The sequence below is a fragment of the Legionella santicrucis genome (assembly GCF_001468135.1).
GTDB lineage: Bacteria > Pseudomonadota > Gammaproteobacteria > Legionellales > Legionellaceae > Legionella > Legionella santicrucis.
The window spans coordinates 1-19938 of record NZ_LNYU01000053.1 but is presented as its reverse complement, the minus strand read 5'-3'; the positions used below and the strand labels follow the sequence as shown (position 1 = coordinate 19938).

Genomic DNA, 19938 nt, shown 5'->3' with positions numbered 1-19938 from the left:
GTTCGGTTTGCGAACTCATCAGTCCCTCATCCACGTTGTCGTGTTTAAAACAACGTCTAGGTATCATGAGTGAAGAAGTACGCATCAACGGCGGATGTACTATGACACGCTCATTATAAATCTCACATTCTGGTTGATTGTTATCCACTATACCGTGAAGTCTTATTTTCTTGAAATTTGAATCATAAGTCGTATGTACAATATTTACTTTTTCATTTTCCAATAAATTACTAAAATATAAATAATGTTGATAGTCTCTTTTTATCGCTTGATTCAACTTCTTCAATGTAGATTTTGGTATCAAATGTTCATTGATCTGTTGCATATAAGGAATTACTTTTTTTATGCGGGCAGTAAACTCCTTTTCGTTAAGCGTTTTAGAAAATACATGTAACAATTCAACTGAATGTTGTTCTGCTCTTTTACTGTATCTAACCTGAAGTAACTCGCTCTTAATTTCCATTTTATTCACCCTAGTAAAACATTTACTTAAATATTTGTCTTTATATTTTCATTATAAAAATCCATAATTAAAATTAAGTTAATTTGAAGTGAATAGTTGGAATAGTGCATTCTTGGGAGGGCGATGAGTAACATATGTGCGCAATTTAGTGTTAAAATAAAAACAAATTGTGCTAATCGATATCGCCATTTTCTATAGAGTTTTTTCCTAGGACAATACATTAATGAGATTTACACACATCAATATAGAAACTTTAATTTTAGTCGCTATTTGGGAAGAACCCAGTATATTTCAAGGATGTTTTAAAATTTCTACGCTACAAAGTAAATACGAAGAATACTTCTTTTTTCGATGTGAATTAAGTAATTCCATGTCCATTGATTTTCCTGTACATGAGTTTTATCCAGATGATTATTATTTCACTCATTTTTATTGCAAGGAAGAGAAGCTTGGCTTGGATAATGGAAGCGAATCAATTGAGTATGCTTTATATATATTAAAGTATGCACTCTACATTACTATCAAAGAGATGTTGAGCCATCGTACCCAAAAACATCAATTCCTTTATATGGATGATATTGTATTAGAATCTCTAATTCAAAAAATCAAACCTATTTTAAACCAAAACTCATTATGGAGTGAGTCCATGAAAGAAATAGGTTTTGCGGTAGCTATGGACTTTTGCCCGCAAGAAGAAATGGCAGAAATTGCGGTACAAACATTGTTATCTCATTTTTCAGAATTCACAGCCTAAACGCAATCTAATTTTTGAAATGCGATAAACACTGACTGTTGATAATGATCAAATCAACACGCTTAATTTAAGGTGTTTAACTCCATGTTTTTCAAATTCATTAGCGTATTGTGCTTTAATTTCTTCGACTTTCCTCATGCGCTCCATAGGATCCATCTTCCTGTATTGTTCAACTCCCATTGCATGAATTACATCTCGTTCACTTAATCTCTGAATTAATTCATCCCAGAACAGTTTCTTTTCATAAGGCTCAATAAACTTTTCATTAATTAACTCTTCATACTGAGTTTTTTCAAAGTATTCATCGAACTCTGGAGAAAATTCTATCAGATCATCTGCTTCCATTTCTTTAAAATAAGATAAAAATTTTTGTTTTAAGGCTTCATACTCATTTTGTTTTGTTTCCTTTATGGTATATGAATGCAGTACCCAGTCGGCTATGTATAACATATCAAGTAATGTGCGATATTCTTTCTTCGTAATATTAATTTTCATAACTTATTTCTTCTGATCATTTATTGGCTTCTGATACAAGCATGTTTTAGAAGTTAAAAAACTGTTTTGCAGGTATATGGTAATTTAAACATTTTAATGCTCTGTTGTTAATATCTTATTAATATATAGATTTTATCTCTATTTTTGCTTCCTTTCATCAAGTAATTGGCAACGAAGTAATCGGTAGTTTAAGAAGAATATTTAATGTTTATTTAATGATCATTTGGTAAAATTAGGCTTCAATTAATCTGAGAAATAAGGTAATGTAGATGAAGTCTAAATATGAAAAAATACTTAAAAATAAAAAAATAATAAATAGCAATGTTTGTTCGGAAAAAAATAATAAATTGATAAAACAATCAATACTGCATAAAAAATTAAAAACAGAAAATATTATAAAAGAGAATACAAAACCAATTGATACTGTAAAAATCCCTGATAACGATACGCCTAACCCTAATCAATTTTTCAATAAGTGTTATATAAAGGGTGAAGAGAAGAAATCTAAAAATAGAGTTGGAACCCGTCAATACCATACAACTAATAAATCGCAAAAGCCAGAGCAGGAAGTTATTGATTATCTTCATACCAAATCAAAAGATTTAGATAAGCAAGTAGCTAAAAAACAAAAAGAAGGTGGATATAAGTCCGATGATTGGGGCATAGCTACCTTTGGACAAATTTTTAAGAAAAATGGAGTCAAGATTGTTGTGCAATCTTTAGTAAATGGTGCTAATAGCTTAATTACTGCACTAAATAAGCCACTCAATGAGCTCACCGTTCAAGATTTACAAGATCTCGGCATTTTATATCTGAATGGTAATTTCCCAGTAGGTTCCAGTTTATATTTTGCATCATCTAATGCACTTAAAACGGGACTGATCCATCCAGAATATTTATCCAATAAAGAATGGAAACACTATGGTCATTTTACCCAGGTCTCCCCTACTCGTTGCCCACATACAGGGAACATTAAGCGAAATCTAAGAGAAACTACAGGTCTTTTTAGAATCCCAGATTGGTTAGATGAAATTCCATTAGCAGTTTCTGAGGTCAAGGCAAACTCCAAGCATAAAATGACCCTTACCAATGGTACTGACAAAGAATATGATATTGGTTGTGGTGGAGTTCTACAAATATATGTTAGTCCTGAGGTCATGGGTATTTTACACCAAAATGTTACCAAAGTTATTTATCAAACAAAAGATCAGCATGGCATTAAAACAGCAGTTCGTGATAACGAAGGGGTAATTGTTGAGTTTAAGTTTAAGGGACATAATGGCAAAGCTGGTGAAAAAGGATTTATTATTGATTTAAGTGGAGGTGTCAAGGAAGTCCATTCTACTATAGAGGTGACTCCTAATGGCGAAGCTTATCCTATTTTTAGAGGATAATCGATAATAAAAAATTCGTAATAGTACAAGTGTTTACTCAAACGGCAGAATTTATCCCAAAGTGTGGATAAACACTGCCGTTACCGTTAAAACTACATAAATTTTGACAGTTAACCTAGTGCTGTCCTGATGTGCAAATATAAAATTTAATAAAATTTCGATATTGGATTGGGCGGAGGAGTATCTTGAAGTAATTTGATAGGTTCTAAGAGATGATAATCTACCTTATGTTCTAAAATTTCTTTGGCTTCGGGTGAATCATCTAACTCTGATATATCTATTGATGGGCAAGTTAATTTTTTATTCACTTTAAATAAACCAAAGCCACAACCTCGCTCCCGCATTTCTTCCCGGATATCCTCCATTTTTTGAGAGTAGATAATATTAGGTGTATAAACACTGACAGAACCATCCTCGTTTTTTGAGATTCTATACTTGGTAAAACCAACCACCTTTTGACCTTGTTTGAGGATTGAATTCTTATTATTACCATTCACCTCATTTAAAGATGATTCTACTGATTTAGATAATGCATTTTTTTCAATTTTTTTAATAATAATTGCATTATTTTGTTTGAAAAACTTCATCATTTAATGAACTCCCTGTTTAATTTTTGCGATCCATAATAACAGTAATTTTTAATACATTGCAAACGTTTTGATACTTGAATGGGTATTATTGACTCCATTAGAACCACCTGTTTTTATCTCCATATTAGCAAATAGAATTTATGTATTTACTCTCCAAGCGAAGCTCATTAGTTATTGATTGCTTGCATGCAAAAAAAAGACATTTTTACTTGCCATGCATCAAGTTGTTCGGGAGATAACCGTACACTCTGTCTAAGGTGAAATAATAATCTTACTACTGGACTTTGATTCAGCAAGCGATTGCTCCAACCACTCTCATTGCTTCTAGCCTAACAAAAAAGATTGGAGGAATCTGCGAACTCTTCCATATTGTTCCACCATTTCATCATGAAAATTATCATCCATCGGGCGAGCCAATGTATTTACACGGTAAGAGTTATTTCATCTGTTTTCTGATAACATTTAATAAATTATTACTGGAGAATTTTAATGGATGCGAAGTTTGAACTTATACAGACCCTACCTAAAGATATTATTGAAAAAAACCCCCAATGGAATATGCCCTATGTTCCTGCTGTCAAAGTAAACTCAGGACGTCCCATCTACTTTTCAGGTGTCAATGCTGCGCCTATTTATCATAGTCACCCCCATCAGCCAGCAGAATTTAATGCGCTTGATTTCAGTGTAGAATCACAAACACATCTAACCATGTCTAATTTGAAAACAGCGGTTATAGCTGCAGGCGGACAGTTAAATGATATTGTTCAATTAATTATCTTTATCGTGAAGGTTGAACAACATGGCGAACTAATAGGAAAAATAGTTTCAGACTATTTTGCCGGCCATATTTGTGCTTCAACCGTGGTAGGTATTGAGCAATTATTCACCGATCCAAGACTAATTTTAGAAATTACAGCCGTGGCATATGTCTAATCATCGATCATGTGAATTCAAGCTTTTCATTAAGAATAAAATCGATTAATATTTTTAATACCTTTGCTTTGATTAAGGATTGTCGATTTGTTGGTTTTCATTTGGAGCAATACCAGAAGGACTTTGTTACGTATCTTAGAGTTCTGCTTTAACGTTAACATCTATCCCTTTTATATGAATCACGTCCTTCCCCCTTCAGAGATAGATTTACTAAAACAACAAATTCGTGAACTCGCTATTTTATCCTTTGGGAAGGTTCCTGAATATCAATGTTTTTCGAACAAGCCTTCGGCTTTAAAGGACAAATTAATTGTTACCCATCGAGATAAAAAAGGACAACTACTTGCCTTTTCATCCTCAGTAATAATGCCCTCAACCAAGGTAAAATCAGTCTTACATTTAGGCCTCTTTCTCGTTTCTCCCTCTCATCGTCACAAAAGCCTCCAATTTAAATTAGGTGTTGTATCTATTATAGTCTATGTGCTTAGCAGCTCCTTGAGATACAGGTATTGGATAACCAACGTTTCGAGTGTAATTGCAACCTTATCCACTACAGATAGAATGTATTGCCAGGTCTATCCCGGGTTTAAAAAAAAGAGCCCAGATCTTATCCATATTAAAATAGCCGATGAATTTCAAACAGGCGTGAGGGAACGCTGTTTTATTGCGCAAGATAGTACCTTTGATAAAAAGAAATTTATTTATTCCAAGGCCAATAAATCCAATTGCTTTCTGAAAAAAGCAAAGGATAAACGCTATCTTGGGTTAAATAAAACCCATAATAGCTTTTACCAAAGTCTCGCTAATTTTGATGAAGGTGACGCTATTCTTCAGATAGGTTATGCGACTCATTATCGTGTTGGTTTTGCCCTATTAGCTTATGGATACCGCATTATTATTAACCAACTAAACCGTTATTTTAAAATCAGGAGAGAATATGCATAACATTAGCTCAATAGGCCAATCTTGTTCCATGATTCGCTCCCATAAACAGTCTACCCTTCTCTCTTTAGATAAGGATTTCATTAAAAATGAACTGGCTCGTTCAGGAGTCATTTTATTTCGAGGCTTCCAGCTAGAGTTAGACGATTTTTCTGCATTTACCAAAACCATCTGTAGAAAGGTCACCTTGGATCCTGCCCGGCAGTTTGCTTCTGAGCGGGTGCAATTGGTTGATTCCGGCTTAGATGCTATTCCCTTACATTGTGAAAATGGATTAACACCTTTTCTGCCCGACGTTTTATTGTTTATGTGTGAAATACCTGCGAAACAAGGCTCAGCCACCACCTATTGCGATGGAGAGCTTGTCTGGGAAAAGTTATCTGTTGAGGCTAAATCCTATTTTAGTAGCCATCATTTCTATTTTTCCAGAACTATTCCTCAGGCCTTATGGACCAAGTATCTGGCCAATGAGCTGGGGATTTCGGATGCCAGCCTTATCAATCATAGCTTATTTGAAAAAATGCGCGCCTCTCTCTCTCAGCACCACTTTGAATTGCAGGAAAACGGGGACTTATTTGCTAAGTTAAAGATTCATCTGGCACATTCCTCTTATTTCTCGGATAGATTAAACTTTGCCAATAGTTTGATCGGGCCGTCATTTAACTATCAAAATCCAGAGATTGAAGATGAACAGGGTTTTCCCATTCCCGTCTCGTTTATTCAAGAGTTTGAACAGATTTCAGCAGAATGCACGGTCGAGCATCAGTGGGAAAAACAGGACTTTTTACTGATAGATAACACGCGTTTTATGCACGGTAGAAGGGCAATTGATGATCCCGATCGAAAAATTTACGCCGCCATGGGGTATTTATAATGATGAGCACAATTTGTATAAACAGTATTCCATCCTCTGCAGCTATTTGTTTTAATTTTAAACAAATGATTGAAGCAGATGAAATGAAACAGCAGGTGAAGCAGTTACAAGAAGCCTTAGCTCTAACGAACTTAAAATGCTTGGGCCTATATCTAGATAATAGCCCAGAATGGCTCTATGTTAGTCTAGCTACTATGGCGGCTGAGATTAGTTTAGTTCCACTACCTCTGTTTTTTAAGCTCGAACAAATTAACTATATTATTTCAAGCACTCAAATGGATGGGATTATCAGTCATGACCCGCAGATTCTTTCGCAGCTAATGCCCGAGGGCAGGCTAACTAAATTGGCGAATAACCTATTTATTATACAAAAAGAACCCTCCTCCTCCGTATTTCAAGGTATTTTAACCTTTACCTCTGGGTCAACGGGGGCACCCAAAGGTGTCTTACTTCCCTACGCCAATGTAGTGAAACAATTGAATGCTATTTATGCTCATCTTCAACCAGAAAATCTGATCAGATACCTTTCCCTGATGCCTTTTTCAATTTTATTGGAGAACTTAATTGCAATAGATACCTTATTGCATGGTGGCGTGGTTTATCTTCAGCCTGTAGCTAGCTTTCTGGATTTAAATCAGTTTAGCATCAAGGTCGCTCCCCTATTAGTTTATCTGCAAACGAGCGAGATAGACACCTTGCTACTCATGCCCTTATTTTTAGAGCAATTAATGGATTCTTTAGAAAATCATCAACTAACTTTACCTGAATCAATCCGCTTTATTGCCTTGGGTAGCGCGATGGTTTCGTCAAGTTTGTTAAGCAGAGCAGCCAAACTAAACTTACCAATTTATCAAGGTTATGGCCTGAGCGAATCTTGCTCTATTGTAAGCATGAATACTGTACAGGAAAATAAATTAGGAAGCGTAGGAAAGGTCCTTCCTCATATTGATCTAAAGATTGATGAACAAAATTCAATACTAATCCGGGGAAATCTTTTTCAATCTTATTTGGGCGAAACCGCTATTAACCCAGATGAGTTTTTTGATACGGGTGATTTAGGTTATCTAGAGGATGGTTTTTTGTACTTTACGGGCCGGAAAAAGAATCTCATGGTGTTATCGAATGGTAGAAACGTCTCACCCGAATGGATAGAAAATGAGCTCTCAGTAATCAACTCAATAAAGCATCTAGTGGTAGAAGGTGATTCCCGACCCTTTATTAGCGTCATCATTGATCCTAAACCCAATTTTGATGAAGCACTTTGGCTAGAGAGACTAGGCGCTATTAATCAAAAACTTCCAGCCTTCGCCCAGGTAAAAGCCTATCTTATTGCAAGAGAACCTTTTACTCGCGAAAATCACTTATTAACTTTAAAGCACCGCCCCGATACAAGGGCCATTCGAAGGGTATATCAAAAAGAGCTGGAAGCAGTTTATGATGAGCTTAGCGAAGCTTTCTAACACAAAGCCTCATCATCTTTTGATGAGCTGCTTTGCAAGAGAGGGACTGATTTAATTTTAACTAAAAACTGTTAATCTATGCACTAATTACAAAACTAAAGCCATTCCAAAATCTTGTCCTAAAACAAGTCTACGTACACACTTGGCCCTATTTGTACAATTAACGCTGGCCCTAGTCGAAAATATTTTGGCTCTAGCAAGGGAATTACTTGGTATAATTTCGTGTCAGATCAATTTTCAGGGTTTCATAGCATAGTTGTACCAGAAACACTAAGAGATTCCATCTCTATTTTAGAGGGGTTGCTTGAACAACAAATGGGTTTAAATCCAACTGAAATCATGGCTGATGCAGCAGGCGTCCGTGACATGGTATTTGGTTTGTTCTGGCTACTTGGGTATCAATTCTCGCCAAGACTGGCTGATGCTGGTCCTGGATCCTCTACTTCTGGCAGAGACTGTAATCTTTTTTTGAAGTCTATAAAAGCTTTTGAAGAGACAGGTCCTTGAGGAGTAATAGTACGCATGGCAATTACCAGACCTAATCCTTCATTAATGATTTGATCCAGATTATCTATTTTTAGTTGTGATGTTTGCTGATAATAGTCAGTTAATTTTTTTCGTGCTTTTCCGAGTGCTAGACTTATTGCATCAACATCATTGTCTTTGCCCTCTGTATTGAGTTGCAAAAGTTCTTTTCGTAAAAAGTCTGCAATTTCACTCTTCATTCCCAAATTAATTTTAGGGCAGGGAATTTTTAACAATTTCAAGATGTTTGTCATAGAATGCCAGAATGTATTTCGTTGATAATATTGATTCAGACGCTCAATGATTTTTTCAGAGGTATTCGTTTTACCATGATGTGCGTTTGCGAGTTGATTCAGATTTTTTTCTAGAGAATCTAAATTTATAATTTGCGATGGATTTTGAGTAAATGCGAAGAAAGCCATTTTAAAAAGGTTTCTTTGCAATTGATATTCATTTTCAGGACGAGTGACTTCAGTTTTTAATAGAAGAACCAGTTTTCTTATTTCCTGACATTGCTGCATTGGATTTTTCTCTTTAGAGGCCAATATTGTATCTACTTCTTTAATTGCGAAACGAATAAACTCTCGTTGCGCATTCAATAAAATTTCATTATATTGAAGATGCTCCTGCAATAGAGTTTTTACTTCTATTCCATATTTTTGAGCATCAGGAGCAATAAGATCAATTTGATTCCATATGAAACCCTTTTCATTGTTTCTCGCAAGAGTTTCTTTTACTAATGTAATTTTTTTTTCCAAATATAAGATGGCCTCATCATCGGGTTTATTGCGAGAATGTTGAACACTTTCAAACAATATGTTTTTAATTTGATTACTAATTTCACTTTTTTCATGACAATGATAGTGATAATAATTAGCAATAGAGGTTAGTCTATATTGTAAATTGGGTAATTTATACTCTGGTTCTTTTCTCAGTAAAGACTGTCCAAAATTGAATTGCTCATTACGTTCTATACCGCTAGGCATTGCTAAAGTGTCTGGAAGTTTGTTTTTATTAAATCGAAATTGTTTAGCAAGTAACGAACAAAAATATGCTTCTTCTGGACTATAAGCCATAATTTTTAGTTCATTTGCGACTACAGCCATTTTATCGTTTAGCTGTTTTTGGCGGGCTAATAAGTTTATGAATTTTTTTTGCGGATTTAGGTTGTCATAGTTTTTTTCAAAAAACCAATTAAATGTAGCGGGATAAAGCTTTTTAAATAATTTTCGATGTTCTTGATTAATAAATAATGTGGAGTCCTGTACATAATCTTCTCGATGCAGCAAAATTTTTCGCTTATTAATGGAGACTCCTTTGCTATAGTTCCCCTCCTCTTTTTTCATGCCACATAAAAGCTTAAAACGTGCTGCATCGGATAACTCTAAATGACTTTCGAGGTGTTCTTGTTGCATTCGTCTTTTGGTGTTTCTATGAGTAATATAAAACTTAGAGTTCATTTTGGGTAATGTACCCGTTTCTCGGCAAAAGCGATTTAAATCATCATGTAAAAGTAAAGCCGTATGGTTTTTTTCATGATGCTCTAACCTATTTCCTACACCATGCTCTCCATAATAAATTTTTATTTTTGCTTTAGTTGTTTCTGGTGCACTAAATACATATCTACCCGCATGTTGTGGATCAAAACCAGGTCTGTATTCATGAAGCATTAATGTTGATTCAAATTTTTCTACATTAGGTGGAATTGTATAAGAAGGAGCATGATCACGCCGCCCCGGCCCAGGAACCTGATCGATAAGAAATAGATTCACTTTAATTTCTGGATAAAGCAGATAAATAACATTAGCCATACGCAGACATGCATCAGCACCGCGACTAAAACCTTGTAAATTAATTGTTTTTGGAAGTTCACCCTCATTTTTTTCAATAATATTGTTAAGATAAACTGTTGCTTCAAACAATAAATCTTCCACTCCTTCCCTAGAAAGAACTCCTGTCAACTGTTGCATGGCATCAGATATTTTTTTGGAAATAGAAGCGTTAATTGGTATCTTGGTATGCGTTACTGGATTATAAAAATAAGTACCTGGGGTCGGATGTTTGCTTGTAGACGACGTGGGACTTGAGCCTGGCCCATCAAACAATCTCGAGACTATAGAGGTATTGTTTTTATTTGCTTGTAAAATTGTATTGTGAAAATTACTGATAATATGAAAATCAGATTCACGATGCTCACCTGTACCTAGAAAACTAAAGTTTACTATTTGAATTACTTCTTTTTTGATCATAACATATAAATAAAAATCATAATGATTTATTGTAGACCAAAATAAGAAATGATCAAATAACAATACAAGACTTAGCAAAATCAAAACCTACCCCTATCAAATTTTGACAGTTGGATAATCATTATATTGAATTAAAATTCATTAACTTAATTTATTTTTAGGGTAACATGAATCATGAATAAAATTAGAGAGAATTATCCTGGCTTTTTCGATAGTTCAATTTATAACGAAGGAGAGAAGCTACTGCGCTACGTCGTGGGTGGTGATACTGCCTATGCATGTTGTTGATGTGTACACTTCTAGTGAACATTTTGGTTATAATTTCGTACCTACATTTACTAAGCGACCAAAATCATCGAGGCAAGTCTATAATTGGACTACTAATCAGCGTGAAGATTGGTTTGATTCTAAGTTAGGTGTTAATTTTGCAGTATTTAAATCCATGAGCAGCGCGGCCGCTCCGAGTAGTGCATCGGCGTTGTACCTCACGTCAGATCAAGCTTTCAATCTCGATTTGGCTGGCGTGAAGGAATTATATAAAGTAAGAACAAAGATTTTATCGATCTCAAATCACAACTTGAAAAACTTGCTACTTTGGATAGTCATCATCAAATTGCTTCGATTTTTTGAGTATCTCTCAGGCCTAAAGCACGGTATGCAGACAATGGGGCTAATTATCAACAGAATCTAATATTAAAACTTTTTATATTTTGTAATGAAATGTTTGAATATATCGGACAGCTCATGCCAGAATGCGACTATTATTACCAAAAAAGTAATCAAAAAGACAGCGACTACCATTTGAATTATGTTAAAATTAAGAGCATCTCGCGCAACAAACCCACTTGTAATTGCCCCTGAAACCACCAAGAGTATTCTAATGATCCATCCCAATTTTTCATCCATTTTCAAAAAATTACAATAATCTAGTATTAATTATTATTTTAGAAATCACAACCTATACATCCGATCTGAAGGCTCAGCTAGTCCTAATAATTTAGGACTATATTTAAAGCAAAAACAAATTGTTTATCACAAGAATGTTTTAAGAGCTATATTTGGAATATAGGGATAATTATTATAAGGAGTATTGCAATGAAATTTGATCAACATACTTGGATCATTACTGCAGACACAACTAGTTGCCGTATTTATGCATCAAAAGCAAAACCCCATGATCTTACCTTGGTTAAGGAAATGGTTCATCCTCAAGGTAAGCTTAAAGATATCGATTTAACCTCAAGTAAAGCTGGTCGTACCGAGCAAGGAACTTATACGCAACAATCTGATCCTAAAGAAATAGAGATAGATAGTTTTGCAAGGACAATTGCTGATGAATTAGATGATGGTAGAAATATTCATGCCTATGAAAAACTGATTGTAGTTGCACCACCTCATATGAATGGACTTTTATTTCACCATACGAATAAACATGTAAATAATTTAGTCAGCCATAATATTAAAAGTGATGTGATGCATTTCTCTAAACAGGAGTTGTCTGATTTTTTAGATAAGCATTTGCGACCACAGTAAACACTCAAAGAGAGAACTAAGTTATAACCAAAATTCATGATTTTGGGTTTTGACTGTTATTTTGCAAAGATAAATTAATTGAGCTCAATTGACTCCAATCAAAAAGCATAGGATTATCATGAAACGATTATCTTTCAAACACTCCTTACCAGTATCTATTGGAATAGAGCTAGAATTTCAAGTTATTGATCCAAAATCATTTTCTTTAATTGCTCGTGCAAAAGATCTTATCAGAAATATTCGTGAAAGCGCTTATAAGCAAAATATTAAACCAGAAGTGACACAAAGTATGATTGAGATTAATTCTTCAATTCATTATGAAGCAAAAGAAATGTTAAGTGAATTATCTCAGTTACAAACGTTTTTGTTGGCTCAAGCTACAAATCTACAAATAACCTTCTGTGGTGGCGGTACCCATCCTTTTCAAAAATGGAAAAATCAAGAAATATTTCCAATAAATAGATATAAAAATCTTTCAAGAAAATTCAAATACCTTGCTAAACGAGCAACAGTATTTGGCCAGCATGTACATATTGGATGTCCTAATGCAGAAGATGCACTCTATCTTACACATGCTCTTGCACGTTTTGTTCCCCACTTTATTGCAATATCAGCTTCATCTCCTTTTTATCAAGGTATAGACACTGGATATTATTCTTCAAGGTCTACAATTTTTAATGATTTTCCTTCAAGTGGCGTAATCCCTTATTTAACAGGATGGAACGACTTTTCTCAGTACTTTTATAAAATGAGTCGATTAGGAATTATAGGGAGTATGAAAGACCTTTACTGGGATATCAGGCCTAGACCTGATTTTGGAACAGTAGAAATTCGCGTTTGTGATACCCCTTTAACATTGAGAAAAGCGATCTTAATCGTTGCATATATTCAAACGTTATCACTTTACTTACTGGAGGAAAAGCCAATAAATATCAATCATAATTTGTATTTTTTATATAACTATAATCGTTTTCAAGCAAGCCGATATAGTTTTGATGGCGATTTTATTGATCCTAACACAGAACAACGCTGTTCTATTATCAATGATATACTTGATACGATAAAAAAAATTAAAATATATGCTCAGAGACTAAACAATGACGAGTTTATGAAACAATTGGCTGATGATGTAAATAACAAATGTAATGACGCGGTTAAATTAAAAGAAATTTTAAAACGAACAGGATCATTTCAACACCTTGTAGCCGAACAATGTCGAATATGGTCACACTAAATACTAGCGAGCTTTAAAAAATTCGATATTCAAAACATTCTTACTAAATCATACAAATATCAGCTTATGTTAACTTGTGCTAACCTTTCTAAGGTAGGTGTAGTAAATCTTCATTCAAAAATTAAATATATAGGGACAATAGGTGATTAATTTTTTACTAGTCTTTTTAGCGTTTATTTTGGTTTTACTCAATGCCTTTTTTGTGGCTGCTGAATTTGGAATGGTAAAACTTCGAGTAACTCGAGTAAAAGCAATCAAAGATATTTATGGCTTACGAGGAAAGATTTTATTTCATGTACATAAACATCTTGACGCGTATTTATCCGCTTGCCAACTAGGCATAACCTTCGCATCTCTAGGATTAGGCTGGATAGGAGAACCTGCCTTTGCTCATCTTATAGAACCACTCCTGTTTTTTATGGGATTTAACTCCCCTCAACTAACAACTATAATTGCTTTTTTTGTCTCATTTTCGTTTATTTCTTTTCTTCATATTGTCGTTGGAGAGTTAATGCCTAAATCGCTAGCTATCCGACAATCGGAAAGAGTATCTTTATGGACTGCTGTGCCTCTATATGGATTTTATTGGCTCATGTTTCCTGCAATTTGGACTCTCAATGGTTGTTCAAATTTTCTATTAAAGGTTTTTAATCTCGATGCAGTCCATCAAGGTGAACATTCTTACTCCACAGAAGAAATCAAGTTACTCTTAAATGCAAGTCATCTTCATGGTGAGCTTACGGAAGAAGAAGTTGAAATTATTGAACATACCTTTGATTTAGCTGATCTTAAGGTTACCGAAGTCATGCGATTTAATGATGAAATGGTCATGCTCCCTATAAATAAACCTATTGAACAAATCATGGATATAATCATGGAGCACCGCTATAGCCGTTACCCTGTATATGATCCTGATGAAAAAGATGTTATTGGGATTATCCATATAAAAGATATTTTTCCTGTACTATATCAGCAAGGCAAGATAAAAGAATTACGTACACTGATTAGGCCTATGCTAAAAGTTTCACGTCGGCTTCCTGCATTGGATTTATTACGCAAATTTCGCGAAGGGATGCCTCATTTTGCTCTTGTTTACAGTGGTCAAAAAACGATTTTGGGATTTGTTACACTCGATAATTTACTTCAGGTACTTATTGGTCGAATTAAGGATGAATTTCATCGCACTAAAGTTGATTGGGTATTAAATGATGATGGAAGTATCTCTGCATCAGGAAATTGCTCTATATACTCTTTGGAACAGGCCATTGATCGTGATATTGATGTGGATAATAACATTGACATTTTGAATGGTTTGTTTTTTTATCGGCTAGGTTATGTACCTAAAGAAGGAGAGCACATTGATTTTCCAGAATTCAATGCGGAAATAGAGAGTGCAATTGCTTCAAAAATTCTTAAAGTAAAAATTTATCCGAAGAAATTACCTGATGAACACTATTGAACATGAGTTACTTATGAATAAAAATGCCACACGTTCTTCTGATGCTCTTTTAACGATTGTTAATCAAAATGATTTAAAAGGGGAATTAACATTTCAGCGCATTTTACACGCACTTGGGGAAAGAGCTTTCGGTGTTGTGCTGTTATTTTTTGCTTTACCAAGCGCATTACCTTTTTCTACTATTCCGGGTGTTTCAGTGGTTTTTAGTGTTCCTATATTACTATTTGCTTGCCAAATGGTATTTGCCAGAAAAACGCTCTGGTTACCAAAAATTGTTGCAGAACGTACGATTCACCAAAAAAACATTTCAAAAATTATTCATGCATCAGTACCCTATTTGATTAAAATCGAATATTTTTTAAAACCTCGATGGTCCTTTATGACCTGTCGTTTTATGGAAATAATAAATGGAACTATTATTTTCTGTTTAGCGATACTGTTGATGCTGCCTATTCCTTTAAGTAATTTTATTTTTGCAGCATTACTTATTACCTTTAGTTTAGGTTTGATAGAAAAGGATGGATTATTTATTGTTTTAGCATATGTTGGTGTCTTTTTTTATGTCAGTTTTATTTATGTATTTATAGTGGCAATAATTAAACATTTTTTTAATTAGATAAAGTTAACTGCTTATTCCTCCGCATAGACAATTATCAAAACTACGCGTACCATACCCTATTTTTAGTCAAAAATTACCCGATTGGAACACGTATGTCATTATTTACTCCTCAAGATCTCGTGCCTTTAGCAAAAAAAAATTTGGGCTTAAGACTTACAGGAAATACTGAAGAGGCTAATTCAGGCGGATTTGGTGACGCGATACCATTATCCCATCTTGGTGGAGCTAAAGATATTATAGAGTTTTTAACATTGGCTTTTCTTCCTGAATTACCGAAAGATCAAATGGAGGTTATTTATAATCGATACAAAGAAATTGATATTCACTCAAGTGATTGCATGCCCCGATTGATATTGCATTATGCCGCACAGAATAATATTGGCGATGCTAAAGAGAGGTTATCTCATAAAAAAATTGATGCAATATCGATGCTTTATTTTAAATTGGAACTTGCATTGATTGAGGTTGAAGCAAAAAAGCTAGTATCTTTTTATAACGCTACATCAATGATAGCGCCTTTAGAATTGGTCGCAAGTCAATTTCCTTATTTAGCTCAAGAATTAGCTCATAATTTTAATGAAAAACTTTTCTTGCGCTTGAAAAAAAATTGGGATGTATATGCAACTAACGATGATATGGATTATCTATTTTTATCAGATAATCTTCCTCATGTTCAAAAATATGAGGCAGGTTATGATTTTAATAATTATCCACTTGGTAAAGTTGGCCGTCATCATTTTGAGGCTGCAAATGTTATAAAGCAGGTGATGTTTTTAGGCGGCGAAAATCGTACTCCTGATGCTGAGAAAAATTTAGAGCAACGTATTTACAACTCTATAAAAAGTATTGTGAAAGATGGGTTATATACATCATTAAATCAGCTGCAACAAAACATCACAATAAAATTATCACAACATTCAGAATATCCTAGTAATTTTAAAAAAGCATGTAATGAAATGATAATGTTAGTTATTAAACTACAAAAAAACGAACAGCTTTCATCTGAAGAATCACTTGATTTGATGAAAAGAACGGAAGATTTAATCGATAATCCAGCAGGATATAAGACATTTCTTACAGCAGCAAATAGTTATCGTATGGTTTCTGGAGGACAGTTATCAGCATACATGATGTTAATTGCTGGTTGGGCTGCTAAGATTATTACAATAAATTGTATTGGTGATGCTTGGATTAAGTTTGCGACTGAAAAACTCGAGTTAATTTCAACATCCCAAGAGCTTGCTCACGTTAGCCAAGCCTTAAGTTTATAATGATAAGTCATATTCCTGTCTATTTTAAACATAGAGACTGGGGAGTCGTTGAGCGATATGTAAAAAATCAAGATAAGGCGATAGAATGGAGCAATTGCGTTTCCTCTGATACTCCGTGGATTACCACGAGTGGAGCATTTTATGTTGGTTTTATATACAATATATTTAAATTTAACATAACATAGGAAAAACCATGTATAGTAAAATCCCCGTGATTGCATCAAATGTTCTTAAGCAAGGTGTGAAATCGAATATTATTAAACCTAATGTTAACTCAACACTGTTTAAACCAAGTGTTAGCTTTAAACAGCGTGCTGAAAATCTTGAAAAAGCTACACGTGGATTTGAAGAGGCCTCCAATAAATTAAAAGCCCTCTTAGATGAAGTAGAAGAATTGTCTAACCCTTTTCAGCCTTAATAGTCCACTTCTCTGGCCAAGCAGTAAAATCGAGCATATTTTTGTCATTGAGGTGGAGTGTATAAAGAGGTTCGAGTGGAAAATCAGGATTTAGAGTAATATTCCAATGCTGACCATCAACCTCTGCAGAGTACGCGTAACCATGGACTAAAATATCAATTGCTGTCCAATTAATGGTTTTATCAAAAATTTCATTCTTCATTTTTCTTCCTCAGCGTGAATTCGCTTTCTTAGTCTTTTAGGGCGTATCCATGCTAAGGCTATTGTTATTTGTATGCTCAGCAATAGTTTCCTCTACGAACTCTAATATGGTTTTTAAATTCTCTTTCTCTAAAGTAAGAGCATCCAAAAAATCATATTGGCAGACACGTTCATAAGCTTGTTTAACCGAAGCATGGGCAGTCTCAATATCATTACTTATCCATTCATATGCTGTTCCTGAGTTTAGAGCTGTTTTAAAATCGGTTATTAGTAATCTAGCTTCCTTTTCTATTTCTGAAGCTATTTTTACATAATCATCCGGAGCATTTGCAAGATCTTGTATTAGTTGCTCTAATTTTCTTTTTCTATTTGCACTAGCTGCTGCTATTTCTTCAGCTGATTGAGGCCCTGTTGTTTTGATTTTTTGTGCTTCCTGTATATATCTTAAAAGGAGTGTGTGAGGGTTTGGGCCTATATGGTTTTGATACTTTACAAGGTTAGACATGGTAATTTTAATTACCATGTCTTCTTCTCCCGTGTTAAGTTGATATCCCCTTGTAGCCCATTGCGATACTGCACGTTGTATAATCTGAGTTTTTGCTGCCACATCGGGATCGGCTTCAATATTGTCTGTAATATAATCATCACCTATCTCTTTAAACTTTGCTTTTAATTCCTTATTAAGGTCATTAAACACCTTAATTAAACCATGCAGCATTAATTTATCCTTAGCCTCATTAAGTTCATTCTCATTCATTTCAGAAGTACCTGCATAGACTATACGTGCTGCTATATTCTTGTCTATGGTAACATTGGGGTGTTGTTTGATTATGTTATCCACTTTTTGCATCGTATGATAATACGCTGAATCGAATCTATTTATTAAACTATCATGGGGAGCAAAAAACGCTTTGTGTCCATAAGGCATATTAGGGCCTAACCAATTTAGATATTCTGCGCCATGATGGGTATTGTTATGAACCTTGTATGTTTGTATTTTATAGGGCTTTGGAGGTTGAGATGGCTTTCCTTTCATGATATTACTTAACCATAAAGTAGTTAATATTGTATTTTATAGTACAATTTGATTAAATAATCAACAAAATAGACGGTCTTAAACGAGTATTCCCAGCGGTTTTCCCTGTCTCTCTTGTACATCCTAGTATTACTTTATCAATTCAGTCCCTGCAGTGGCTGGATTAAGTCTGAAGGATATGAACAACCAGTTATTGCAATGACCATTCAGTTAGTAAATGGGGGTACGTGAGTTTTAACTAAACGGTGAATCAAGTTTTCACTATGATAAAACATAGCCTCCATCGACCTCAAAGATTTTACCTGTAATCCAACTTGCTTTTTCTGAAGCAAGAAATAAAGCCATATGTGCAATATCATTTGGTGTTCCAGGTCTTTGTAAGGGAATATTACTCAGAAGATAGTTCCATAACTCTGGATTGCTAATAGCTGTATCCTCATTCATTCCTGCTTCAATAACACCAGGTGCAATAGTATTTACTCGTATCCCATACTTTGCTAGATCCAGAGCAGCATGTTTAGTCCATTTATTTAATGCTGCTTTTGAGGAGCCATAGCCAATACCTTTAGGCATGGTTATAGTTCCACTGATTGATGAAATATTTATAATGCATCCTTTATTTCCTCTATCTGACATATTTTTAGCGCAGATTTGAGTTAAATAGAGTGGCGATATACAATTGATCTGGAAAACTTGTTGCATTTTTTCTGGAGGTAATTCAAATATTGTTTCACGAGAAGATATACCTGCGTTATTCACTAATATGTCTACATATCCTAAATAATTAATTGCTTGTTCAGCAAAAATTGGAACTTGATCCATATCAGAAAAATCTGCATAAAATGCGTGGGCATTCCTTCCTATTTTTTTGATGGCTTGAGTGGTTTTCTCAGCACCTGAAGAGTCACTATGATAACTAATGACCACATCTGCTCCTTGTTCAGCAAAAGCTATAGCTATTCTTTGACCTATGCTGCGATTTGCTCCCGTAACAATAACTTTTTTCTTTTTAAAATCCATAAGATTCTCGTGAATAAATTAGGCTAAATTTTTTATAAGTTATGAAATGCGCAAGAAATTTAATTGCTGCTAAAATAAATTGTAGACTAATAATTTATAAAAAAATGGAACTTTTTATGCGCTTTTTTTCGTATGTCTTATTTATTTTTCTTAGCATCTCAACCGTGCATGCTGAAATCAAAATAGGAACTATTCATTATTATCCTCCATTTATTATTAATAAAAATCAAGGATTTGATATTGAATTGATGAGTTACCTTTGTCAAAAAATAAAAATCAAATGTTCATTCGTTCAAATGGAGGAAACGGAATTATTTAAAGCTTTAGAAAATCGAAAGGTTAATCTTGTAATAGCAGGTATAATGATCCCTCCTCATAGTGCTGTCTCTTGATCACATCTCCATCAATTTGGTAGCTATCCTAAGTCCTTCAACTCGCTCTTGTAAACGGAACCATCCTTTCCAGATA

Annotated in this window: 19 protein-coding genes and 2 pseudogenes; 14 read left to right on the top strand and 7 right to left on the bottom strand. The window is 34.3% G+C overall.

Features of this window, described 5'->3' with window-relative positions:
- A pseudogene (locus Lsan_RS10915) lies at positions 1–463 on the bottom strand (transmembrane 9 family protein); the annotation flags it as partial.
- Between the two features lie 223 nt (positions 464–686).
- Here Lsan_RS10915 and Lsan_RS10910 point away from each other — a divergent pair.
- Complete coding sequence (locus Lsan_RS10910) at positions 687–1217, top strand: hypothetical protein (protein ID WP_058514426.1); 531 nt, start codon at positions 687–689, stop codon at positions 1215–1217.
- A gap of 48 nt (positions 1218–1265) precedes the next feature.
- On the opposite strand, the gene Lsan_RS10905 is transcribed toward Lsan_RS10910, so the two are convergent.
- Complete coding sequence (locus Lsan_RS10905) at positions 1266–1712, bottom strand: hypothetical protein (protein WP_058514425.1); 447 nt, start codon at positions 1710–1712, stop codon at positions 1266–1268.
- 269 nt (positions 1713–1981) lie between these two features.
- Here Lsan_RS10905 and Lsan_RS10900 point away from each other — a divergent pair, with 269 nt between their 5' ends.
- A complete protein-coding gene (locus Lsan_RS10900) occupies positions 1982–3106 on the top strand; it encodes a hypothetical protein (protein WP_237762105.1) in 1125 nt (374 codons plus the stop codon).
- 146 nt (positions 3107–3252) lie between these two features.
- Here the strand turns inward: Lsan_RS10900 and Lsan_RS10895 are convergent, their stop codons facing one another.
- On the bottom strand, positions 3253–3696 hold the full coding sequence (locus tag Lsan_RS10895) for a hypothetical protein (protein WP_237762104.1): 444 nt from the start codon (positions 3694–3696) through the stop codon (positions 3253–3255).
- A gap of 489 nt (positions 3697–4185) precedes the next feature.
- Here Lsan_RS10895 and Lsan_RS10890 point away from each other — a divergent pair, with 489 nt between their 5' ends.
- The 5 genes and pseudogenes from Lsan_RS10890 to Lsan_RS21565 all read left to right on the top strand — a co-directional run.
- Complete coding sequence (locus tag Lsan_RS10890) at positions 4186–4629, top strand: RidA family protein (RefSeq protein ID WP_058514424.1); 444 nt, start codon at positions 4186–4188, stop codon at positions 4627–4629.
- An 87-nt stretch (positions 4630–4716) separates the two neighbouring features.
- A complete protein-coding gene (locus tag Lsan_RS10885) occupies positions 4717–5574 on the top strand; it encodes a hypothetical protein (RefSeq protein ID WP_133134335.1) in 858 nt (285 codons plus the stop codon).
- Positions 5567–6445 (top strand): TauD/TfdA family dioxygenase, encoded by an 879-nt coding sequence (locus Lsan_RS10880; protein WP_058514422.1) that lies wholly within the window; start codon positions 5567–5569, stop codon positions 6443–6445. The genes Lsan_RS10885 and Lsan_RS10880 overlap by 8 nt, the downstream gene beginning before the upstream one ends.
- Positions 6445–7905 carry an AMP-binding protein gene (locus Lsan_RS10875; RefSeq protein ID WP_058514421.1) on the top strand — a complete coding sequence of 487 codons (1461 nt, stop codon included), beginning with the start codon at positions 6445–6447 and terminating at the stop codon, positions 7903–7905. The genes Lsan_RS10880 and Lsan_RS10875 overlap by 1 nt, the downstream gene beginning before the upstream one ends.
- A gap of 147 nt (positions 7906–8052) precedes the next feature.
- Positions 8053–8334: pseudogene (locus Lsan_RS21565) on the top strand (Tn3 family transposase); the annotation flags it as partial.
- Here Lsan_RS21565 and Lsan_RS10870 read toward each other — a convergent pair.
- Positions 8304–10763, bottom strand: a complete 2460-nt coding sequence (locus Lsan_RS10870) for a Dot/Icm T4SS effector Lem25 family protein (protein ID WP_237762103.1) — start codon at positions 10761–10763, stop codon at positions 8304–8306. The pseudogene Lsan_RS21565 and the gene Lsan_RS10870 overlap by 31 nt on opposite strands.
- Positions 10764–11774: 1011 nt before the next feature.
- On the opposite strand from Lsan_RS10870, the gene Lsan_RS10855 reads away from it, so the two are divergent.
- From Lsan_RS10855 to Lsan_RS10825, 6 genes are all read left to right on the top strand, one after another.
- Positions 11775–12212 carry a host attachment protein gene (locus Lsan_RS10855; RefSeq protein ID WP_058514418.1) on the top strand — a complete coding sequence of 146 codons (438 nt, stop codon included), beginning with the start codon at positions 11775–11777 and terminating at the stop codon, positions 12210–12212.
- Positions 12213–12330: 118 nt separating this feature from the next.
- Positions 12331–13446, top strand: a complete 1116-nt coding sequence (locus tag Lsan_RS10850; RefSeq protein ID WP_058514417.1) for a YbdK family carboxylate-amine ligase — start codon at positions 12331–12333, stop codon at positions 13444–13446.
- A gap of 142 nt (positions 13447–13588) precedes the next feature.
- Positions 13589–14905, top strand: a complete 1317-nt coding sequence (locus tag Lsan_RS10845) for a hemolysin family protein (RefSeq protein WP_058514416.1) — start codon at positions 13589–13591, stop codon at positions 14903–14905.
- Between the two features lie 13 nt (positions 14906–14918).
- Entirely contained in the window at positions 14919–15521 is a 603-nt protein-coding gene (locus tag Lsan_RS10840) for an exopolysaccharide biosynthesis protein (protein WP_058514451.1), read from the top strand.
- Positions 15522–15616: 95 nt separating this feature from the next.
- Positions 15617–16795, top strand: coding sequence for a hypothetical protein (locus tag Lsan_RS10835; RefSeq protein ID WP_058514415.1), 1179 nt, complete (start codon positions 15617–15619; stop codon positions 16793–16795).
- Positions 16796–16988: 193 nt separating this feature from the next.
- On the top strand, positions 16989–17213 hold the full coding sequence (locus Lsan_RS10825) for a hypothetical protein (protein WP_058514413.1): 225 nt from the start codon (positions 16989–16991) through the stop codon (positions 17211–17213).
- Here the strand turns inward: Lsan_RS10825 and Lsan_RS10820 are convergent.
- From Lsan_RS10820 to Lsan_RS10810, 3 genes are all read right to left on the bottom strand, one after another.
- The gene (locus tag Lsan_RS10820) at positions 17194–17415 is read right to left on the bottom strand and encodes a hypothetical protein (protein WP_058514412.1); all 222 of its coding nucleotides are present in this window, start codon (positions 17413–17415) and stop codon (positions 17194–17196) included. The two genes, Lsan_RS10825 and Lsan_RS10820, sit on opposite strands and share 20 nt — an antisense overlap.
- 36 nt (positions 17416–17451) lie before the next feature.
- Positions 17452–18342, bottom strand: coding sequence for a hypothetical protein (locus tag Lsan_RS10815; protein WP_133134333.1), 891 nt, complete (start codon positions 18340–18342; stop codon positions 17452–17454).
- A gap of 369 nt (positions 18343–18711) precedes the next feature.
- The gene (locus Lsan_RS10810; RefSeq protein WP_058514410.1) at positions 18712–19470 is read right to left on the bottom strand and encodes an SDR family NAD(P)-dependent oxidoreductase; all 759 of its coding nucleotides are present in this window, start codon (positions 19468–19470) and stop codon (positions 18712–18714) included.
- Positions 19471–19586: 116 nt separating this feature from the next.
- On the opposite strand from Lsan_RS10810, the gene Lsan_RS10805 reads away from it, so the two are divergent.
- Positions 19587–19862, top strand: coding sequence for a transporter substrate-binding domain-containing protein (locus tag Lsan_RS10805; protein WP_237762102.1), 276 nt, complete (start codon positions 19587–19589; stop codon positions 19860–19862).
- Positions 19863–19938: the final 76 nt, after the last annotated feature.